The following is a 21,533-nucleotide window of genomic DNA, read 5'->3' as shown; positions in this document are numbered from 1 at the left end:
TCAAGGGTTACTGCTTGGCTCGAGCAGCGTTTAAATGCTCTTCAATTTCTTCCATTTCCGGAGCGAGCTTATGTGCTTTCTCTAGATAAGGTAAGCCTTCAGAAACCTTCCCGTTATCAACGAGTACCCAACCATAACTATCAAGAACGGCTGGACTCTCCGGCGCTAAGTCTACAGCTTTAGCTAACAGCTCTAACGCCCTCGAATCTTTTTTCTCAAAATAGATCCACCCTAGATTATTCAGAGCCATGACGTTATTGGGCGCAATTTTCAGAACTTTTTCATAACCTTCAACCGCTTTTATACGTTGCCCCCGCTGCTGATAAGCTAAGGACTGATACATAAGCGCTGGGGTACTGTTAGGTAGCTTAACCAACCAATCTTGAAGGAACTTGTTTTGGGCAGGCTTATCACCCAAAACACCTAGCACTCGATATAGTTTTTCAGCTGTAGAATCTACGGGTGCATTTCCCCAGCTTTGCATCAATAGCTTACGCGCTGTTGAATAGTCATTCTTGGATAGCGCAATATCACCGCGCAATATGTTCACAACAGGGTGGCTATCATTAATAGCCTCTATTTGACCAAGTACTTTCTCAGCCTCATTAACACGTCCAGCCTTCAGCTCAAGATCAACTAAAAAAGACAATAAGCGCATATTATCCGGTTCACTCGTTAGAACCTCAGCGACTTTGGTACGCGCCGTAGCGAAATCGCTCTTACGCATTGCAATTAAGGCTTCAACATACTTAATTCCATCACCTAAACGCTTGGTTTTTCCATCTTCTCCGTGAGCCGCTTTCGCTTTTTCAAGATACGCTTTAGCATCCGATACATTCTGCTGTGAGATCGACTCCTGAATCAGTACATAATATGGCGCTAGCTGAGCATTACTATTTGCGAAGAACTCTAATTTACTACGTCCTTCGGCACCTTGATCTTCGATAAGATAAACAGATAGCAAACCTTTATAACCCAACTCACTTTCGGGGAACACCCGAATAATTTCATTAAACGTTTGCTTTGCTGAATCGCCTTTACTTAAAGATATCTCAGCTTTTCCTTTCGCAAACAAGGCATTTAGATAACCTTCACCTTCCTTGTTTACCTCTGCAGCCATAGTAAAACGTTTTAACGCTGTGGATATATTCCTTTGATTCAGCGAGAAGTAACCGGCTACTAAATTGGTCGCATAATCTCTTGGTTTAGCTTTCAACGCACTGGCGATAAATTCTTCAGCTTTCTTCGCTCCGTCATGACGCAAGTGGAAACTTACAATGCTTCTTAACAGTTGAAGATCTGAACTATCTAGCTTGTATGATTGATCTAGCTGTTGCCATTCTTTACCTTTATTCGCTCCTGGGCCACTACGGTAGTAATCTGCCAAAGCAAGGCGAACCCGAATATTCTTTTCATCAAACGACAAAGCTTTCAGAAGGGCATTCTCACCCTTTTTGTACTGACCATCAGATATTGCTGCTAAGCCATACAATGCAAGTGTTTCGGGCGCCTTACTGCGATCAATAGTAGGCTCAAGTATTTCTAGCACTTTCTTTGGCTCATTCATTTTCAGATTCGTCGCCGCATAAATGTGACGCGTCATCTCATTTGCGACTTCCGGATCAACACTTTCTGAAAGGTATTTAGAGGCTGCGGTATTATCTCCTTCCAAATAGCTAATAATACCTAGTAGCTGAGTCGCTAGCTTGTATGAGGGATAATCATTTAATATCTCGATCAAAGTTGCTTTAGACGCATCCAATTCGCCTGCTTGCATTTTCTCGACCGCAAGCTGATATTTCTCTTTTACTTCATTTGAACCCGGGAAGGCTTCGGATAACAGTTTGGTGTAAATATAGGCTTCGTTAGAACGGCCTTGGCGAGTCAAAACATAAGATAGCCGTTCTAATACAACGGCTTTTTCCGGCTCAATAATATCTGTATTATCCATAGTAGAAAGCAAATCGGTCAGAATATCTTCGGCCTGTTCCAGGTTCTGTTCACCAATTGCAATACCAGCCAATAGAATTCTTGCTTTACTAAAAGCCTTGGCACCCTTAGGTATGGAATTAAGCAAGCCTTTCGATTCTTTTACCTGGTTAGATCTTACTAAAGCAGTTGCTTTTCCTAGGGTAGCGAGGTCATTCCCTGCCTCGTCATTAAGAATTTTCTGATAGGCATTGACTGCTTGTTCAAGCTCGTTCAAACCTAACAAGTTATGCGCACGAAGCATTTGAAGCTCAACGCTATTGCCACTTAAGTGCTCATCCAGAACAAGCTCAGCAGATAAGTACTTGTGCTTACCTTGATAAGACTCAACCAGTGCGACATAGTAACTTTCATCCTTGTCGGTACTCACCTGCTCCAATAAGCTAAGCGCCGCGTCATATTGCCCTAATTTAATCAACATCTCGGCATATTGAACAATTGAAGAGGCTTCGCCACCCGACTTCTTCACCGCATTTTTATATTCAATTGTCGCGGCTTTATATTGACCTTGCTCGGCATAAGCTTTAGCTCTCGCTAGATGATTCGCGTTAAGCTCTTTCTGATCAGTTTCTCCGCAGGCAATCAACATACTTACTAATACAGCAGATATGAACAATCGCCCAACTTTATTAAACTTCATCCTTTAAACCCTATGATTAAAATTCCAGATTTTCACTGTAGCTAAGCTCTATATTCAAAGCAAGCCATTCTAGTGTTTGCTAGACATATCCACGCAAAACCAAGTAATCAAAAACTTCCTTTGCTGCACCTTCTATACTTAAAACACCCGCGTCAACCACGAGTTCAGGATCTTCGGGGGCTTCATATGTAGAGTCAATACCCGTAAAGTTTCGAATCTCTCCAGCCCTCGCCTTTTTATACAAACCTTTCGGGTCTCTCCGCTCACAAACACTAAGATCAGTACAAATATAAACCTCAATAAACTCCCCTATAGGGAAGAGCTTTCTCACCATTTGTCGATCTGAATTAAAAGGAGAAATAAACGCAGACTGGACAATCAAACCCGCATCGACAAAAAGTTTTCCTACCTCACCAATTCGTCTGATATTTTCAATTCGGTCTTGAGCAGAAAAACCCAGATCCTTCGTCAATCCATGCCTAACATTGTCACCGTCTAAAAGGTAGGTATGCTTACCTTTCTCGTAGAGCATCGCATCTAAGGCATTCGCGACACTAGACTTACCTGCACCACTAAGGCCGGTAAACCAGATCATGCAGGGCTTTTGATGTTTTTGCTTAGCACGGTCTTCTCTTTGGATTTGATGGTCGTGCCAGCGGATATTTGGGCTTTTCATAATTGAGGTCGTTTTAAGTTGTCTTATATGAGCAATATCGGTCGCGAAGTTACTATTAGTTACTTTTATATAGTTTTCACTAACCTTATTTTTCAGCTAAGCTTAACACCATTACAAAGCATTTTAATAACCTTAGCAGTTTTACAACTGTTTACCGCAACGAACGACTAAGCCGTTAACGACTCACGTACATTGCGGTACAGCTACACTTTGGATGAAGTTATGACACGGATCGCTAGGCAGCCTGTGCTGTGGTTAGCGGCAATTTTTGCCCTGTTGCTATGTTATCTAGGAACTTTCTACCCCAGCCGTTTAGTTCAACTTCATACTCACTGGACCACTGCTGGCGATTTGGATATGGGCTATATCCTTCTCGCTTTAAGCGCCTATTTTTCATATAAGAACCTTGGATCGAACAAAGTTCAACCGAACTATCTATTATTACCTGCTGTCATTCTTCTGACCGCCGGGTTTGTTTTATCTCAAGCTCTGGATATAAAAACACTGTTTTTTTTATGCCTTGCTTTATCGCTGCCCTTATTTAGCGCAATAGTTCTAGGCTTTGCAAGTACTCGTAATATTATCATTGCATGGAGTGTCGTCTTAATGGCGATGCCTTTCTGGTACCTGGCAATCCCTTTCTTACAAACACTGACTGTTAAAGTTGTTTCTTACCTTGCCTCCCTACTATCACTAACGGTACTTGTTGAAGGAAACTACTTTACCGTCACCACCGGCGTAGTTCATGTTGCTGGGGGCTGTTCAGGGTTAAAGTATTTTATGACGGCTTTGTCACTAGCATTGATTTCCTCAGCGTTTAATAGAAGACGTTTTCGTCATGCATTGATAAGCCTTGCGATTGCCGCAACACTTGCAATGATCGGAAACTGGATTCGGGTCTTCATTCTATTACTCATCGCCTATTATGAGGGCGTTAGCCACCCTTTAATGGAAGACCATGATACTTTAGGGTGGATTGTGTTCGGTGCCGTGATGCTTCCATGGTTTTTCATCGACCGCCACTTCGATGCAGAAGGCGAACAAGAGTCACCTGTAAAACAAGATACATCGCAGCCATTGAAACAACAAATTCTCTCGTTAACAGCTTGCACAGTTTTACTAATCATTTCCCAACTAGCACTTAGCCCACCAGAAAATAGAGAATACCAGGTAAGCCAACCTAAGCTACCAAAAACACTAAATGGCCTAACACTCGATACAACTCGAGCGACCAACTGGAAACCTCACTTTCCACAACCAACCAATTTAACGCGAGGCTTATACGGAGCCTTCGGAGACCAGCTCGACCTATACATCCTCACCTACCTAAACAATAGTAATGTAGAAATGGCCAATAGCCAGAACACAATATTTGATAAGAACAGATGGCAGCTAATCAATGATTATGCATGGACAAGTGATCTACACCCAAACGTAAGAATTCGTATCGCGCTTGCTAAAGCAGGAAGAACGCACCGAGTAGTATATTACTGGTATAAACATGGAGCGCAATTTGCAAATTCAATAGGATCAAGCAAGATAGCACAATTAAAAAAATCCTATCTTGATATCCATGAATCACAACTTGTTGCTCTCTCGAAAGAATGCAACCTGAAGTGTCAAAGTAACTTAACGCCAACTCAAGGTATGCTGGATACAATAATCCAGTTACACATACAATCAAATTCTGATATAAGTTCAAGCAGCGACATCGAGAGTTAACCTATGTGTGGAATAGCAGGTTTGTTTGGCCTCCCCCCGTTTGAAAAAGATCGCTATGCACTTGCCAAGCAAATGGCAGGACAATTACGCCATCGAGGCCCTGACGGACAAGCTTACTATCTAGATAGCCAAGCCTTATTGGTTCATACGCGTTTGAGCATCATCGATATTCAGGGTGGTGAGCAGCCTATTCATAATGAAGATAAATCAGTATGGGTTAGTTTTAACGGCGAGATATACAACTTCCCTGAACTGCGAGAAGTATTAATTGCTAAAGGCCACCAATTTTATACCCATACCGACACCGAAGTTATCGTTCACCTTTACGAAGAATATGGCCTGGATTTTGTTAACCACTTAAACGGCCAGTTCGCAATAGCACTTTGGGATAAAAAACAACAACGAGCCGTTCTAACTCGTGACCGGGTAGGTATATCTCCACTATTTTATAGCCAGCAAGCACAATCACTCGCTTTTGCATCAGAAGTTAAAGCCATACTGTGTACACTTCCTTCAGCACCAAAACTAAACCTAAACTCTTTAGACCAAATACTTAGCTATTGGGCACCTGTCTCTCCTAACACAGCATTTGAGAATGTCTACGAGGTTAAACCAGGAGAGCAGGTTGTTTTTGAGAAAGGAAACTTAACGCGACGCCAATACTGGGATTATCCATTTTCATCTGGAACCGCCCCACACATAGTAGATGAAAAGATTGCAGCGCAGAAGGTATCTGAACTTCTAGAAGAAGCCGTTCGCATTCGTTTAAGGGCTGACGTCCCCGTTGGAGCCTATCTTTCGGGCGGCTTAGATTCATCGATCCTGGTTTCACTCATCAAACACCTGGATCACGGAGACCTCAGCACCTTTTCACTCACTTTCGAAGATGCTGACCTGGATGAAAGCAAGCACCAAAAAACCATGGTCGAACACTTAAACACCAGTCACTTTTCAACACAGTGCAAGTACAGCAATATTGCGGATGACTTCTTGGACTGCATAAAGCACACTGAAAGCCCTATTGTACGTACAGCGCCCATCCCTATGGGTCGCTTATCAGCCCTGGCTCGACAGCAAAACTACAAGGTAGTACTAACAGGAGAAGGAGCGGACGAAATATTCGGTGGTTATGACCTTTTTAAAGAAGCCAAACTTAGAGAGTTCTGGTCACGCCAGCCTGACTCATCCTGGCGCCCTTTATTAATCAAGCGCTTATATCCTTATTTAGATATGTCTCGTGACCGAGCCGGCTCCTTCTTGAAAGCTTTTTTTGGTGGAGGTGTAGACCAACCGAACCATCCTCTTTTCTCACATTTGCCAAGGATCGCATCAACTTCAAAAGCAAAAATTTTCTATAGTGACGCCTTATCATCAGAATTAAATGTTAATGCAGAGGAGAGACTTATCGCCTCATTACCAGATCGGTTTGATTCATGGAAGCCGTTCAATAAATCCTTATACCTTGAGAGTAAAACCTTGATGGCAGGTTACTTGCTCAACTCTCAAGGGGATAGAATGTTAATGAAAAACTCAGTTGAAGGTCGCTTCCCCTTTCTTGATCACAATGTGATTGAGTTCGCCAGCCAATTGCACCCAAAACTCAAGATGAAAGCGTTCAACGAAAAGTACATTCTAAAAAAAGCGATGCAAAATCGTTTGCCAAATACTATTGTCCAGCGTTATAAACAGCCTTATAGAGCACCTAACATACCATCCTTTTTTAGTGACAGTACGCCCGAATACGTTGAAAGCTTACTAAGCGAGAATTCTTTGAAAGACAGCAATTACTTCAACCCAAACAAAGTGGCGCTACTATTGAAAAAAATTAAATCAGGTAAGGCAATTAGCCAAAAAGACAACACAGCGCTTGTATCCGTCTTATCAACCCAAGCCTGGCACCATCATTTTATTGATCAATTTGAGAGTAATTTCAAAAACCATCACTCTAATGATACCGAGTTACACAGAATCAGTTAGAATAAATAATCCTTACAATAATGTAACAACATCTTTTTATTTAAGATTTAGGAAACACTATGAGCAATGAAGCAACGCTAAGAACATTTATCCTTGAGAACTACATGTTCACAGACAATCAAGACGAACTCAAAAATGATGACTCTTTTTTGGATAAAGGCATTCTAGACTCCATGGGAATACTCGAAGTCATTGCACTGCTTGAGGATGATTTTAACATCACCGTTGAAGATGAAGAGATGGTTCCTGAAAACCTTGACTCAATCAACAACCTACTAGCTTATATTTCTAAGAAATCTGCATAGTATGACGATAGCAAGCATATTAAGTGCGCTGGCGAAGCATGCTCATTCTACTCCAGACCGGACTGCCGTAACATATAGTGTTAACGAAGCAAGGAATCTTAGCTATTACCAGCTAGCTTGCCTTGTTAACATCTATAGGAAGAAGATTAAATCATTGAATATTCCTAGCAACGACAAAGCTGTTATATGCCTGGAAAATTCCGCTGAATATATCGCTCTCCTTTATGCTTGCTGGTCTCTAGACATTACTGTTATTCCACTGCACAGCCAAAGTGCTGTTCGAGAAGTTCAACATATTCTGGATTTCTCTCAAGCGAAGTTAGCCATCACCAAAAATAATTTGGCAATAAACTTAGAAAACTCAGTTCAACACCTCAAGGTAGAGGCAAATGAATTTGAGCTATTATTAGACACGGAAGCAGCGAAACCCGACTTAGACCAGTGGGTAATCCCAGCTGTTGAGCACAACGCGCTAATCTTGTTTACCTCTGGCACCACAGGAGACCCTAAAGGTGTCATGCTTTCTCATAGTAACCTGCTTGCTAATACTCAATCAATTGTCCAATACCTGAGCTTAAGTGCGACCGACTGCACCTATTGCGTATTACCATTCACATACAGCTACGGCAACTCAGTATTACAAACTCATATTTATGCTGGGGCAAGTATTTGCTTAGGGCAGTCAATGCTCTACCCTAAACTCATTGCTGAAGACTTAAACAAAGCAAGCATTACGGGTTTTTCTGGTGTACCCTCAACATTTCAAATTCTTTTACATAAGACTAGCTTTGCCAAAATACATCCGCAACTTAGATATATTACCCAGGCAGGTGGAAGTATGAGTGTTACGACTACCAAAGAGTTACTAGAGGCACTACCTAACACCGATATTTACGTCATGTATGGACAAACTGAAGCGTCAGCAAGGCTCACCTACCTGCCGCCAGCCAGACTACTAGAAAAAGCCGGCTCAATCGGCATCCCAATACCTGATGTAGAGTTAGCGATTAGCGATGAAAGCGGCAAACTATTGGGGCCAAACGAGACAGGTGAACTTATTGCCAAGGGAGACAATATCATGCAAGGATATTTGAGCAACCCAACGGCTACGGAACAAACAATTACAGGTGACTGGCTACACACCGGCGATTTGGGCTACAGAGATATTGATGGTTTCTATTACATCAAAGGCCGCCAGAAACAAATGATTAAATCTGGCGCTAACCGTATTCACCCAGAAGAAATTGAAGAAGTTATCCTGGAGTGTGATGCTGTTAGCGAGGTTTCTGTCACTGGAATCAAAGACGAGCTGCTAGGCGAAGTCATCGCTGCTTTTGTAATTCTCAAACAGGGCTTTGGTGAAGACCCAAAACCGATCCGCTATCATTGCCGGAAAAATCTACCGCCTCACAAACAAGTTAAGGAAATTTTCTGGGTCAGTGAATTTCCTCGCACAAGTAGCGGAAAAATAAAACGTCACGAGCTAGCAAGCTTTGCCAATGCGCGCAAATAACTCATTTACGGAAAGAAGAGATCACTAATGAATAGCCAAGTTGAAAACCTACTTAAACAATACACCCAGTTAGACCATGCAGCTGAGGTAGAACGCATTGGGGGATTTATTAGAGACTCCTTACGAAAAACGCTACACCGTCGCGGCTTGGTCGTCGCAATATCTGGTGGAATAGACAGCTCAGTTAGTGCAGCTTTAGCTGTCAGTGCACTTGGCCCGAAAAAAGTATTTGGAATCTTAATGCCAGAAACAGATTCTTCTTCAACTAGCTTAGAGAGAGGTAGAGCTCTAGCCGAGCACCTCGGCATCGAGTATACAGTTCAAGATATTGCCCCAGCACTAGAAGCAATAGGTTGTTATGAATGGCGCGATCAAGCGATCAAAAAGACCTTCCCAGAGTATTGCGAAGGTTGGAAAAATAAAATAGTGATCGATGGAGGGGCTAAAGGACAAATTAACCACTTCAAACTTGTCGTTGAAGACCCGTCCGGCAAGCAGCAGCAAAAGCGTTTGGGTTTAAATGAGTACCTGACAATTGTAGCAGCAACAAACTTTAAGCAACGTATCCGTAAAAATATGGACTATTTCCATGCAGATCGGCTGAACTATGCTGTAGTGGGTACACCTAATCGAGTTGAATATGATCAAGGCTTCTTTGTCAAAGGTGGAGACGGTTTAGCAGACATCAAACCAATTGCTCACCTATATAAAACACAAGTATATGAATTAGCTCGTCACCTAGGGCTGCCTGAAGAAATCTGTAGTGCCACCCCCACTACCGACACCTACAGCCTAAGCCAGGGGCAGGACGAATTTTACTTCGCTCTTCCATATAACAAAATGGATGTAGCGCTGTGGTTCTATAACAACGAAAAGCCATCATCAGAGTTAGCAGAAGCATTAAACACGAGCACTGAACAAGCAGACTTTATTTACAATGATATTGAAAGCAAACGTAAAACAACTCAATATTTACACCTCCATGCACAGTTAATAGACAAGGTTGATTTGGGTTGGTAATGATGAGTGCTAAAAAAAGCCAAACGAAAAACAATCAACAAAAAGTTTTTGACAGGCTTGCCGTGCGTTTTAAGGATCGAATTCGTGAAACCGTTACAGACAATGAAACGGAAGGTGTCGACTCATTCCTTAAACAAGCTTTTGTAAATAGCCCTTTGCGACACTCCCCCGAGTACAACGATTGGCTATTTTCAAATAACATCAAAAACCCCCGATATATCGCTTGGGACGGGAATGATGTTGTCGGCACCCAGTATGGTTTAAAGTGTACGGTTAATTATGCCGATAAGGTTTACTCAGGGTGCTGTGCCATTGACCTCTCGGTCGATGAAAAATGGAGAATGAGAGGCCTAGGCGTTGCTTTGATCAAAAAGCTCATGGATCAACATGATTTCGTTATAGGCCTAGGGATATCTCAAGCTGCTCAAGCGATGTTTACAAGATTGAACTGGTACAATCTTGGAAATATAGCTTTCTATATTAAACCTCTTACAGCAAAAGGATTTTCTAGCACCCAACAAGGCCATGGGGTAAAAGGTACTATAATTTATCCAACAATAGCCTGGGGCGTTCGTTTTTTTACTCGACTAAAGCACTTAGTAAGAACTAGAAAAACGATAAAACCGATATCCCAAGTTGAGAATTATAAGAAGGATTTAGAATACCTATACAACAAGGAACATAATCTCAAAATACTCAACATTAGACAGAATGCTGAGTATTTTGAGTGGCGCTACATTGAAACACCATCACAGCACCCTTACGACATTCACTTCCTATACGAAGGAGAAAACCTATCAAGCTACTTGGTTACAATGATTAGTGAGTGGCAAGGAAAACAGGTTCTAGCAATTTGTGACTACTTAGCTCCAGATTCAGACTACCCTGATCTAATCAAGCTAAGTGAAAAGTTAGCCTTAGAAAAAAATGTTGATGCAATCATGTATCAAGGCATCAACCTGGACATGGAACACGAATTGAAGAAGTCACTTTTTATAAAACGTCCTCATGGTGATCTATTTATGCTTCACTGTAAAGGTGAAGCCTGCAATCTAATGCAAGCACAGGATATAAAAAATTGGCGAATTACATTTGCAGACTCTGATATGGATTTCATGTTCTTCAAACCTTAGATAGTTTATGAATACCAGCTTATGGATACTAATCGTAGAGAATTCTTAAAACTAACCACTAGCGCCGGTGTAGGCCTTTCACTTGGCATTTCTCTCAATGGCTGTAATGAATGGAATACTGAAAGCCTAGCATTTTCACCAAAAGCTTGGCTAAGTATTCACACAGACAATCGAGTTGTCATTACCTTACCCAAAATCGAAATGGGGCAAGGAATCATTAATGCAATACCCGCAATCATAGCGGAAGAATTAGATTTAGAATGGTCAACTATAGAAATCAAGCTGGCTGACGCGGACACGAAGCATGCCCAACTTCGAACCAGTGGAAGTAGCTCAATCAAGTCACTATGGCTCCCTCTTCGAACTGGGGCTGCAGGTGTCAGGGGCATGCTACTACAAGCAGCAGCCCAAACTTGGGAGGTTGATCAACAAAGTTTAAGCACCAAAAATGGCCAAGTTATAAACCAGCAAACAGGAAAGCACATTAGTTATGGCGACTTGAGTAAGCTGGCCAGCACATTCCACCCCCCTAAAAATCCTGCTCTTAAAAAACCTAGTGAATTTAACTTTATAGGGAACAAAAACCCTAGCCTAAACGTTCACGACATCGTCAAGGGACAGGCACAATATGGTATCGATACTGAGCTGGAAAACTTGCACTATGCTGCAATTACTCACGCCCCCACATTTAAATCAACACTAGCGTCAGTCTCCACTACAAGGCAATTAAGCTCCGGTGTTAAAGGAATAGTAAAGCTAAATAACGCCGTTGCGGTTGTAGCTACGTCCTATTGGCTAGCGAAAAATGTCTTATCAACCTTAAATATTACATGGCACTCCGAAACAGATAATGACCTAAACCAAGCTCAGATAGAAAGAGACTTTATTGATGCCTTAAGTCACACTGGCAAGCTCGTAAAACAATTCGGCAACGCCTTCCCTTCAGGAGAAGGTATCAGTGCTGATTATCACAGCGCGTATCAAGCTCATGCTTGTATGGAGCCGATCAATTGTACCGCCCATATTCACGATGATGGCTGTGACGTATGGGCACCAACTCAACATCCAATGATGGCCCTTGGTGCAGCGAGAGAGGCATACCACACACAACTTGGTAAATGGAGTTCAAAAGTTCTTCGTAAACTTGGAATATCTGATAATGTTAGAGTTCATACCACTCTTTTAGGAGGAGGATTTGGTCGTCGACTGGAGCAGGACTTTGTTACCGAAGCTGTCATCATTGCAAAAGAGTTCAACTTTCCGGTTAAATTACTCTGGTCAAGAGAAGAGGATATACAAAATGATTTCTACCGACCTTATTCATCTCACCGTATAGAATCCCAAATAGACAAAGGGAAGATTACTCACTGGAGACACACAGCTTCTGGGGCGTCAGAGGGGAAAATAAGTGGTGGTGCCATTGACTTCCCATACGATATTCCCAATCGGTCACTCTATTTTCAAACGCTAGATCACGGTATCCCTATTGGTTCTTGGCGCTCCGTTGCCTATTCAAATCATGTTTTTGCAACTGAAAGCTTTATAGATGAAATAGCTCACTACGAAAACACAGACCCTTTTCTCTTTAGACAAAATTTACTTCGACACGATGACCGTTCAAAGAGGCTTTTAGAAAAGTTAAAAGAGGTAAGTAAATGGAACTGGCATCTTAGCAAAGGAGAATATATTGGCATCGCCTTTAATAGAGGGTTCGGAAGCTATATTGCATTAACAGTTCTGCTAAACAAGAACAAAGAAGGCATTACAATTACGGAAATCCACTGTGTCGTTGATTGCGGCACCGTTATCGACCCAGACTCAGTGACAGCTCAAATAGAAGGCGGAATTCTCTATGGATTAAATGCTTCGTTAGGTCATTCAATCACAATACAGAACAACCGCATTGAGCAACATAACTTTGATGATTACCCCCTGATTAAAATAAATGAAACACCAAAAATATACATTGAGGTAATTCCTAGCAATGTTGATCCTGGTGGAATTGGTGAAATAGCCGTGCCAATCATCGCACCAGCCATCGCTAACTCAGTTTATTCCGCTACAGGGGTAAGGCATAGAAGAACGCCGTTTAAACTTTAGTGACTAAAGAAGTATCAATAGATCGATATTAAAGGAAATTACCTTGAAATAGACTGCTTCAATCTCTAGCTTCCCACTCAGAAGTAAGTGACACTGCAATAATTATATAAACTCTAACACCCAAGGCAAAGAGGTCAGCTTGAATTTCATCGACACGGTCAAACAAAACTTTGACTCTATCCCCACGTCAATAGCGATTCAAGATAATCAAGTCTCGATAAGCTATGCTGAACTCGGGCAGCTTGTTGCAGGAATCAATTCCAGGCTCAAACAGTTGGAGCTAGAACAAGGTAGCTACGTTGGTCTATATTTCGAATCGAAACCCTTGGCGATAGCAAGTATGATCGCGTTGCTGGACTATGGCTGTGCCTACATTCCTCTTGACCCGATCTACCCCAACGATCGATTGGCATACATGCTGGAAAACGCGAATGCGAGCTTTGTGCTATGTGATAGGGTATGTGAATTTGCGCCGAAGTCGACCAAATCAATTAACTTTAGTCAAACATTCCCTACAGAAGAAACCTTAGAACAGGTCCTAGCAAATAAGTCCCAAGCATTTAAGAACTTTGGCATCGATAGCGCTCAACTAGAAGAATCGACTGCTGCCTATTTAATCTATACCTCGGGTTCAACAGGGCGCCCCAAAGGCGTCGCGATGCCCCATGGCCCTCTAAATAAGCTGATCGACTGGCAGAATGCTCATTACAACGAAAACTACGCCCCTAAGACCTTGCAATTTTCCTCGCTCAGTTTTGATGTATCTTTCCAGGAAATCTTTTCTAGCTTATCACTTGGCGCAACGCTATACACTCTTGACCCACTGATCAAACAAGACTTTAAGTCTCTTGCTGAATATATACTCGAACATCAAATCGAACGAATTTTCATGCCTTATGTCGCCTTGAAAAACCTGATGCAATGGTTTGTTCGACTAAACATCGTGCCGAAGTCCTTGAAAGAAGTTATCACCGCGGGCGAGCAGCTAATTATCACTGAGGATATTAGGTCTATCTTCGAACAGCTCCCTAAGACAAGCTTGTCAAATCAATACGGCCCTTCAGAGTCTCATGTGGTAAGCGAACTTATCATGAGAGCCCCTGCCAGCGATTGGCCGGAAATACCCCCAATTGGTAGCGCATTACCTCACGCGAAACTTAATATATTGAATGATAATGGCCAAAATGTCAGAGCTGGAGAAGTAGGAGAGCTCTATATTAGCGGCCCAGTTTTAGCTACTGGTTACATAAATAATTCGATAGAGACAAACAAACGCTTTGTCACTATGACGATCAATGGCAAAGAACAACTTTGCTATCGTACAGGGGATTTGGTCTCAGCAGATAATAAGGGCCAGTTAGTTTATTCAGGTAGAACTGATAACCAAGTAAAAATTAGTGGCTATCGTATTGAGTTATCGGAAATTGAAGCCTGTTTAATGAAGCATGAGAGTGTCTCCAATGCAGCTGTAACAGTTTCAGAGAGCGAAGCGCAAAAATCGATTATTGCTTTTATTGTAAGCAACTCTGAGGATGCTTCAATACTCAAAGCATACCTCACGCAAGAGCTACCTGCCTATATGCAGCCGTCTCATTTTCTGTTCAGCGATGCACTGATGACAACGCCTTCAGGGAAAATCGACCGCAAGAGTATGCTCGCCCAGTATCACGCCAATCAAGGTAAGTTAGCTGAGCAGGTTTCAAGCATGCAGAAAGAGCAGCTAATAGCTGTGCCAGATAAAGTGTCACTAAGCTCAATGATCTATTCCTTGCTTGGTAACGACAATATCGACACATCAAAAAGTCTGGTTGATGTAGGCATGACATCACTCATGGCGAACCAGTTATCAGTTCAGCTATATGAAAGCTTTCAGCTAGATATACCCGCCTATAAGCTTTTTCAATACGCTTCGATAGACTCGTTTATCAATCATCTTAGTAAGCAAGTGAGAACTAACAACTATCAGACACGAAATACTAACTCCCGCAAAGATGGCTCTCGTGACATCGCTATTATAGGCATGGCCATTAATGCACCTGGCGCAAATAACCTTCCACAATTTTGGGAGAACTTGCTAGCAGAAAAAGAAAGCCTGCATGTATTTGCACCCACGTCAGCAGATGGTGAAGTTAACACTCGAGGTATCATTGCAGAGCCTCTTGCTCTCGATGCGAGTTTTTTTGGAATTTCACCAATTGAAGCCGAGTTTATAGATCCACAGCAACGCATTATGCTCGAGCTAGCTTGGCACGCCATAGAAGACTCTGGAATTGTTGCTGACGAATTTCCGGGACGTATTGGCGTCTTCTGTGGTACCGGTAATAATTCATACTATTTAGAAAATGTTTTAAAAAACCCTGAAAAGCTCGCTGACTATGGCGCTTTACAAGCTATGGTCGCAAATGAAAAAGATTACACCGCAACACGAATTGCGCACAAACTTAACTTAAACGGCCCTGCAGTCAACATTCAGACTGCCTGCTCGACATCTCTGGTAGCGGTGTGCCAGGCTGTTGAAGCTCTCCGCTCTGGCGAATGCGAGGTCGCCATTGCTGGAGCCGCTTCTCTCTCCTTCCCGCAAGAACAACCTCATATCCCCGAAGAAGGAAGTATCAAGTCTCATGACGGTCATACGCGCCCCTTCGATCGCGAGGCAAACGGCACTGTGTTTAGTGATGGTGGCGGTTTGGTCGTTCTAAAACGACTCGATTACGCTATCGAAGACGAAGATAGAGTAACAGCCGTTATCAAAGGTGTAGCAGTCAACAATGATGGCGCTCAAAAAGGCAGCTTTTCAGCCCCAAGCGAAGAGGGTCAGAAAAACGTTATTCTGGCAGCACAACAAGATGCTGGACTCACTGCAGATAAGATAGGGTACATAGAAGCTCACGGAACCGCTACCCCCATTGGTGACCCTATCGAAGTATCGGCCCTGAAAGCAGTCTTTGAACAAAACTCTAAAATACCTGAAGCTCAGTGCCTACTAGGATCCGTCAAAAGCAACCTGGGGCATTTAACTGCAGCAGCCGGTGTCACGGGCTTAATAAAGTCTGCACTATCTGTATCGAAAGGACAGATTCCGGCCAGTATTAATTTCACATCACCAAACCCTGACTTAAGGCTAGAGTCTTCACCGTTTTCTGTCGCTACAACCACCGCTACTTGGAAACAGGAAATTGGCCAGCGATATGCAGGTATCAGCTCATTTGGCATAGGAGGCACCAATGCTCATGTGATTATCTCTGGGTATGACGCTGAGCCGGCAACTGCTTCTGCACAGACACCAACAAAACTACCACTGTGTCTTAGTGCAAATTCACCCAAATCACTCGCTGATCAAGCTAGGCAACTTGAAACATTTCTACTAAAAAATACTGACACAGATATCGATCACCTTAAAAACACCTACTGCTTTCACCGACAAGCATTGAAGTATCGACAAGCTATATTAGGAACAACTAGAGACAGCATTCTTAGTGAACTATCACAGTTCACTAAGAATGCTTCAGACGCGCCTACAAAGGACCCAAAGATTATATTTATGTTTCCTGGACAAGGAACTCAAGTTAATCGTATGGGTAAGAAGCTCTACAATGAACTTCCGCTCTTTAGAGCACATTTGGATAACTGCATCGAGATATGCAAAGACGAATTTAACGTCGATCTCATACATATCCTATTCTCGGATGATCCAAGCCTTCACCTTACTGAGAACACGCAAATAGCATTGTTTTCGGTGGGTTATGCTATTGCATCAAGTTTAATGGAGCTTGGTATCAAACCCGACGGAATGATGGGACACAGCATTGGTGAACTAGCTGCGGCAACCTTGTCTGGGGTATTCGATTTACACACGGCAATTAGAGTAGTTTTAACGCGCGGCAGAGTCATGCAAAGACAGGCGAGTGGTAGCATGTTAGCCGTAGAAAGCAGCTTTGACGCAATCAAGCACTTAATTCCGGATAGTGTTGTTCTTTCAGCTCAAAATACTCCTGAATCACTCACTCTCTCTGGTGAAGATGTTCATATTGAACAAGCAAAAGAAGCACTGGAGAAGGCCAGTATTCATTGCACAAAGCTAAGAACCTCGCACGCTTTCCACTCGCCAATGATGATCCCTGCCGAGCAGGCTTTCATCACAGAGCTCAAGGGCATTCATTGCAAAAAGCCCAGTATCCCATTTATTTCCTGTGTCAGCGGCGACTGGATTACAGATGAACAAGCAAGCGACACTCGCTACTGGGCTAGCCAGATAGTAGCTCCGGTACAGTTCAAAGGTGGCACTGAAAAGCTAAGCAAGTGGTCAAACCTTATTGTTATAGATTGCGGCCCAAGACGTGTTGCGTCTCACTTACTTAGCCAATGCTTGGAAGATAAGGATGACCTTAATATAATAACGGCCCTACCAAAGCCAACAGAAGAAGCTGAAGATAGCCAATTTATCGCCTGCCTAGGCAATATATGGAAAACGGGATTATCTGTCGACTGGCGTAAACTAGCCAGGCCGATAAAACCAGCGATGGGGTTTTTACCTCCTTATGCCTTTGAACATAAAGATTTCTATATAGCACCACAGGCCAGTCACTCCGCCTTCAACCTAGAACAAGAGCTTAGTAAGAGCTTTGACAGTAATCAGTCCAATTTCTTGGGCGACCTGACTCAACTTAGCCAAGGGCTGCAACAACAGTTTGCAGCCATGAATAACAACTTTCTCGATATTGCATCATTAGGCGCTAGCCCAGTCTCAATTCAGGAGACTCAAGTAGTATCTGGAACCAACTTATTTAATGATATAGAAGCCGACACCATGACGACAAACGCGATCAGCCAACTCAAAACACTTTTTTCAGATACTTCGGGCATCGACTTAAACGACGCCAATCCTGATGCAACCTTTTTCGAATTAGGCCTCGATTCTCTATTCTTAACGCAGTTAGCCTTAAAACTGAAAAAGACCTTCAAATCCAAAGTAACCTTCCGTCAACTTATGAATGAATATAGTTCATTCAATAAGCTAGCGACAAAGTTAGAGGGCGACGGAGCCTTAACTAGCGCGCCTGTGGCAACACCGAACCAAGCACCTGTTCACATTGACACGCCTTCTGTTTCCGCTCCTTTACCAGTAAGTCACGCGACTACCACCAATGCAAACGGCTCGCCTTTAAACAGTTTGCTTTCGCAGCAACTTCAATTGGTAAACAGTCAAATTGCTTTATTAAACCAATTAAGCCAGGGTCAAGCAGGAGCGCCAGTTCAAGCTTCAGTACCTGCCACTACACAAACCTCCGGCACCGCGGAGCTAAGCGATACTCAAGACAAAAAACCCTTTGGTGCGGGCACCCGTATTAACGTTAAGCGCTCAAATGAGCTCAGTGCCGATCAACAGCAGAATTTGGAAAAGCTTAGTCAGCGCTATAATGCCAAGTTTTCAAAGTCTAAAGACTTCGCTCAAGCAAACCGCTCCCAGCTCGCGGACCCTCGAGTAGTCTCCGGGTTTCGAGATAAACTGAAAGAGGTTATTTACCCTATTGTTGTCGAGAAGTCTGCCGGCGCACACCTTTGGGATATCGACGGAAATTGTTTGATTGACGTCACCTGTGGCTTTGGCTCAAATTTCTTTGGCAATGGTGCTGAATTTATTCGCTCGGCCGTTGCCAAACAGCTAGAAACCGGTTACGAAATCGGCCCCCAGAACCCCTTAACTGAAAAGGTATCCAAGAAATTTTGCCAGTTAACTCAACTAGAGCGTGTTGCTTTCTGTAATACTGGTTCTGAAGCTGTACTTGGCGCCATACGATTAGCGCGCACAGTGACAGGCAAAGAACATATCGTCATGTTTGAAAACGACTATCATGGAATCAATGATGAGGTTATCGTCCATCGAGGTTCGAATGGCCTACCGTTACCAGCAGCCGCCGGTATTCCTGGAGAGGCCGTCGCCAACACAATGATTCTAGACTACGGTGACCCACAGTCTTTAAAGTATATCGAAGAAAACGCCGATGACATCGCTGCTGTTCTGATCGAACCTGTACAAAGCCGAAACCCAGAACTTCAGCCTAAAGAGTTCGTTCAAGAGTTAAGGAGCTTATGCGATCAAAATGAGATGGCCCTTATATTCGATGAAGTCATTACAGGTTTCCGCCTCGGACCACGAGGAGCTCAAGGCCATTTCGATATTCCAGCAGATATCGCAACCTACGGTAAGATTATCGGTGGAGGTATGCCAATTGGTGTTATTGGAGGCAAGTCCAAGTATATGGACGCCTTAGATGGTGGCCAATGGCGATATGGTGATGACTCATCGCCCGAAGTTGGCGTAACCTACTTTGCGGGAACCTTTGTACGCCACCCACTCGCGATGGCTGCAGCAAATGCAGTATTAGATAAACTAATAGCCGAGCCTAGCATACAGCAGGATTTGGGCAACAAGACCGCTGCAATGGTCGAGCAAATGAACCTGTACGCAAGCCAACGACATGCTCCGATCAAAGTCGTGAACTGCCAGTCCCTATTCCGTTTTAAAATTCCCCAAGATATCGCTTACGAGGAACTAATATTTACGCTGTTGAGAGAAAAAGGAATCCATATATGGGATGCACGCCCATGTTTCCTTACCACAGCTCATAGTGATGAAGATATCGCTGCAATCATTAAAGCTTTTGAGGAAGCCGTCGACGAAATGCTGTCGTTAGGATTCTTTCCCGAGCTCGATCCTAGCAAAAACACGAACACCCAAAACACTGAAGAAACGGCGCCATTGCAAAACACTCCGCCAGTTCCAGGAGCTAGATTAGGAAAAGATTCCCAAGGAAAGCCAGCATGGTTCATAAAGGACCCTGAACAACCTGGAAAATACAGAATGCTAGAGCAAAACTAATGACCAGCCAAATCAAGACCATACAATCTGTTTCGGTAGATTTCGACCCCTTTGCTGATCAAAAACCGACCCTGATAAAATCGGTTCCGTCCACGGCAGCACAACTTGAAATATGGTCGTCTGTCCTGATGGATCCAAAGGCTTCAAGTGCTTTTAACGAATCCTTTACCTTAAAGTTTAAAGGAGAGCTCAGAGTGCCTGCTCTCATCAATGCACTTGAGCTAACCGTTGCAAGGCATGATGCTCTCAGAGCCAGTTTTTCTGAAGATGGCACAAGCTTTAGAGTATTCGACTATCAGGAAATTCAATGCGGCTTAGAAAATATTGAAAAACAAGCTCTTGAAGAACTTATTGAAAGCGAAGCCCGCGAGCCTCTGGACCTAGTCAATGGCCCTTTATTCAGAGTTCGCTTACTGAAAGAGTCGGATACCTGTCACTACCTGATATTCACTGCTCATCATATTATTTGTGATGGCTGGTCTCTTGGCATCGTGATCGCAGATTTGTCAGCCTTTTACAATAGCACCGTAAAGGGAAATTCGGCTGATTTAGAAGAAGCATACTCTTTTGTTGATTTTGCAGGTCAATCTTCAGAGAACGAGGACAAACAATATTGGCTAGATAAATTTTCAAAAAGAATTCCCGATTACGAGCTTATATTAGATAAAGACCGCCCCAAGAATAGAACCTTCAATGCGCGCCGAATAGATGTTGATGTCGACCTAGATCTAATCACTGAAATTAAGAAAAGTGCAGCCAGCATAGGATGCAGCCTAAGCGCTTATACAATGGCGATCTATTTTATTGCCTTGCAGCGCTGGACAGGAGAGTCCTTTTTAGCAGTAGGAATGCCAACCGCAGCACAACCCGGTATCGCTCCGAATTCTTTGATTGGTCATTGTGTTTCGACAGTTCCTATCGTCAGTGAGCTAAATCCTTCTATATCAGTTGCTCAAGCAATACACGAAATTAGTGAAGAGATTCTAGACGCTTTTGAACATCAGAACTTTACCTTTGGGGAGTTGATTCGAGAGCTACCCATTGCAAGGGATCCTTCAAGAATTCCACTTTTACCCCTGCTTTACAACTTTGATACAGGCTTGGAAGACGAACATCTAGATTTTCACGAGCTAAAATGTAGTTTCCACTCAAACCCAAGGTTTTATGAAAACTTTGAACAGTTTATGAATGTCGCCGACTACGGTGACCACTTCACAATCGAGTGCCAGTACAATACTGACCTATTCCTGGAAGAGTCAATCAAAGCCCGAATCGATGAATATATCTGGCTCCTAACCCAGTGTAGTTTTAATCTAAACCAGTCACTCAGCGAGCTGGAACTCAGCCCTATTAACGATTATGAATATTTACTTACTCGTAGCCTAGGTACGCACCATTTCTGGCATGAAGAACAAGCCAACGCCCCTCGCACTGTCGGTCACTACCTTCATCATCAAGCTCAACAATTTGCCGAAAAAGATGCCGTCATATTTGAGCAGGAAGTCTTAAGCTATCGTCAGCTTGATGAACTTAGCTCACAGTGGGCTCAGCTCCTATTAGAGGAGCACGTATCGGTTG

At 43.1% G+C, this 21,533-nt stretch carries 11 protein-coding genes; 9 read left to right on the top strand and 2 right to left on the bottom strand.

From position 1 onward, the window contains the following. Nucleotides 1–7: 7 nt before the first annotated feature. Complete coding sequence (locus tag A3729_RS20025; protein ID WP_068515276.1) at nucleotides 8–2,629, bottom strand: tetratricopeptide repeat protein; 2,622 nt, start codon at nucleotides 2,627–2,629, stop codon at nucleotides 8–10. Between the two features lie 79 nt (nucleotides 2,630–2,708). Then, on the bottom strand, nucleotides 2,709–3,305 hold the full coding sequence (cysC, locus tag A3729_RS20020) for an adenylyl-sulfate kinase (protein ID WP_068515286.1): 597 nt from the start codon (nucleotides 3,303–3,305) through the stop codon (nucleotides 2,709–2,711). Between the two features lie 222 nt (nucleotides 3,306–3,527). Between cysC and xrt the strand changes: the two genes are divergently transcribed. From xrt to A3729_RS19975, 9 genes are all read left to right on the top strand, one after another. After that, a complete protein-coding gene (gene xrt, locus A3729_RS20015; protein ID WP_068515288.1) occupies nucleotides 3,528–5,027 on the top strand; it encodes an exosortase in 1,500 nt (499 codons plus the stop codon). A 3-nt stretch (nucleotides 5,028–5,030) separates the two neighbouring features. After that, the gene (asnB, locus tag A3729_RS20010) at nucleotides 5,031–7,004 is read left to right on the top strand and encodes an asparagine synthase (glutamine-hydrolyzing) (protein ID WP_068515289.1); all 1,974 of its coding nucleotides are present in this window, start codon (nucleotides 5,031–5,033) and stop codon (nucleotides 7,002–7,004) included. Nucleotides 7,005–7,063: 59 nt separating this feature from the next. Further along, nucleotides 7,064–7,309: an acyl carrier protein gene (locus A3729_RS20005; protein ID WP_068515291.1), complete on the top strand. Its 246-nt coding sequence runs from the start codon at nucleotides 7,064–7,066 to the stop codon at nucleotides 7,307–7,309. Nucleotide 7,310: 1 nt separating this feature from the next. After that, complete coding sequence (locus tag A3729_RS20000; protein ID WP_082865367.1) at nucleotides 7,311–8,822, top strand: class I adenylate-forming enzyme family protein; 1,512 nt, start codon at nucleotides 7,311–7,313, stop codon at nucleotides 8,820–8,822. A gap of 27 nt (nucleotides 8,823–8,849) precedes the next feature. Then, a complete protein-coding gene (gene nadE / locus A3729_RS19995) occupies nucleotides 8,850–9,842 on the top strand; it encodes an NAD(+) synthase (RefSeq protein ID WP_068515293.1) in 993 nt (330 codons plus the stop codon). Further along, complete coding sequence (locus tag A3729_RS19990; protein ID WP_068634201.1) at nucleotides 9,842–10,975, top strand: GNAT family N-acetyltransferase; 1,134 nt, start codon at nucleotides 9,842–9,844, stop codon at nucleotides 10,973–10,975. Before nadE ends, A3729_RS19990 begins: the two co-directional genes overlap by 1 nt. A 21-nt stretch (nucleotides 10,976–10,996) precedes the next feature. Continuing rightward, the gene (locus A3729_RS19985) at nucleotides 10,997–13,075 is read left to right on the top strand and encodes a molybdopterin cofactor-binding domain-containing protein (RefSeq protein ID WP_068515303.1); all 2,079 of its coding nucleotides are present in this window, start codon (nucleotides 10,997–10,999) and stop codon (nucleotides 13,073–13,075) included. 139 nt (nucleotides 13,076–13,214) lie between these two features. Further along, on the top strand, nucleotides 13,215–19,955 hold the full coding sequence (locus A3729_RS19980) for a type I polyketide synthase (protein WP_068554300.1): 6,741 nt from the start codon (nucleotides 13,215–13,217) through the stop codon (nucleotides 19,953–19,955). After that, nucleotides 19,955–21,533: condensation domain-containing protein (locus tag A3729_RS19975; RefSeq protein ID WP_197475942.1), on the top strand; the 1,579-nt coding region annotated here is incomplete at its 3' end. The genes A3729_RS19980 and A3729_RS19975, both read left to right, overlap by 1 nt.

It is taken from the genome of Oleiphilus sp. HI0043, assembly GCF_001634935.1.
Note: the sequence above shows the minus strand (reverse complement) of the source record. Positions and strands in the feature narration are given on the sequence as shown.

Excerpts from the sequence above, each read along its gene's own strand:
- A3729_RS20025 (WP_068515276.1), bottom strand. The coding sequence starts at position 2,629 with ATGAAGTTTAATAAAGTTGGGCGATTGTTCATATCTGCTGTATTAGTA.
- cysC (WP_068515286.1), bottom strand. The coding sequence starts at position 3,305 with ATGAAAAGCCCAAATATCCGCTGGCACGACCATCAAATCCAAAGAGAA.
- xrt (WP_068515288.1), top strand. The coding sequence starts at position 3,528 with ATGACACGGATCGCTAGGCAGCCTGTGCTGTGGTTAGCGGCAATTTTT.
- asnB (WP_068515289.1), top strand. The coding sequence starts at position 5,031 with ATGTGTGGAATAGCAGGTTTGTTTGGCCTCCCCCCGTTTGAAAAAGAT.
- A3729_RS20005 (WP_068515291.1), top strand. The coding sequence starts at position 7,064 with ATGAGCAATGAAGCAACGCTAAGAACATTTATCCTTGAGAACTACATG.
- A3729_RS20000 (WP_082865367.1), top strand. The coding sequence starts at position 7,311 with ATGACGATAGCAAGCATATTAAGTGCGCTGGCGAAGCATGCTCATTCT.
- nadE (WP_068515293.1), top strand. The coding sequence starts at position 8,850 with ATGAATAGCCAAGTTGAAAACCTACTTAAACAATACACCCAGTTAGAC.
- A3729_RS19990 (WP_068634201.1), top strand. The coding sequence starts at position 9,842 with ATGATGAGTGCTAAAAAAAGCCAAACGAAAAACAATCAACAAAAAGTT.
- A3729_RS19985 (WP_068515303.1), top strand. The coding sequence starts at position 10,997 with ATGGATACTAATCGTAGAGAATTCTTAAAACTAACCACTAGCGCCGGT.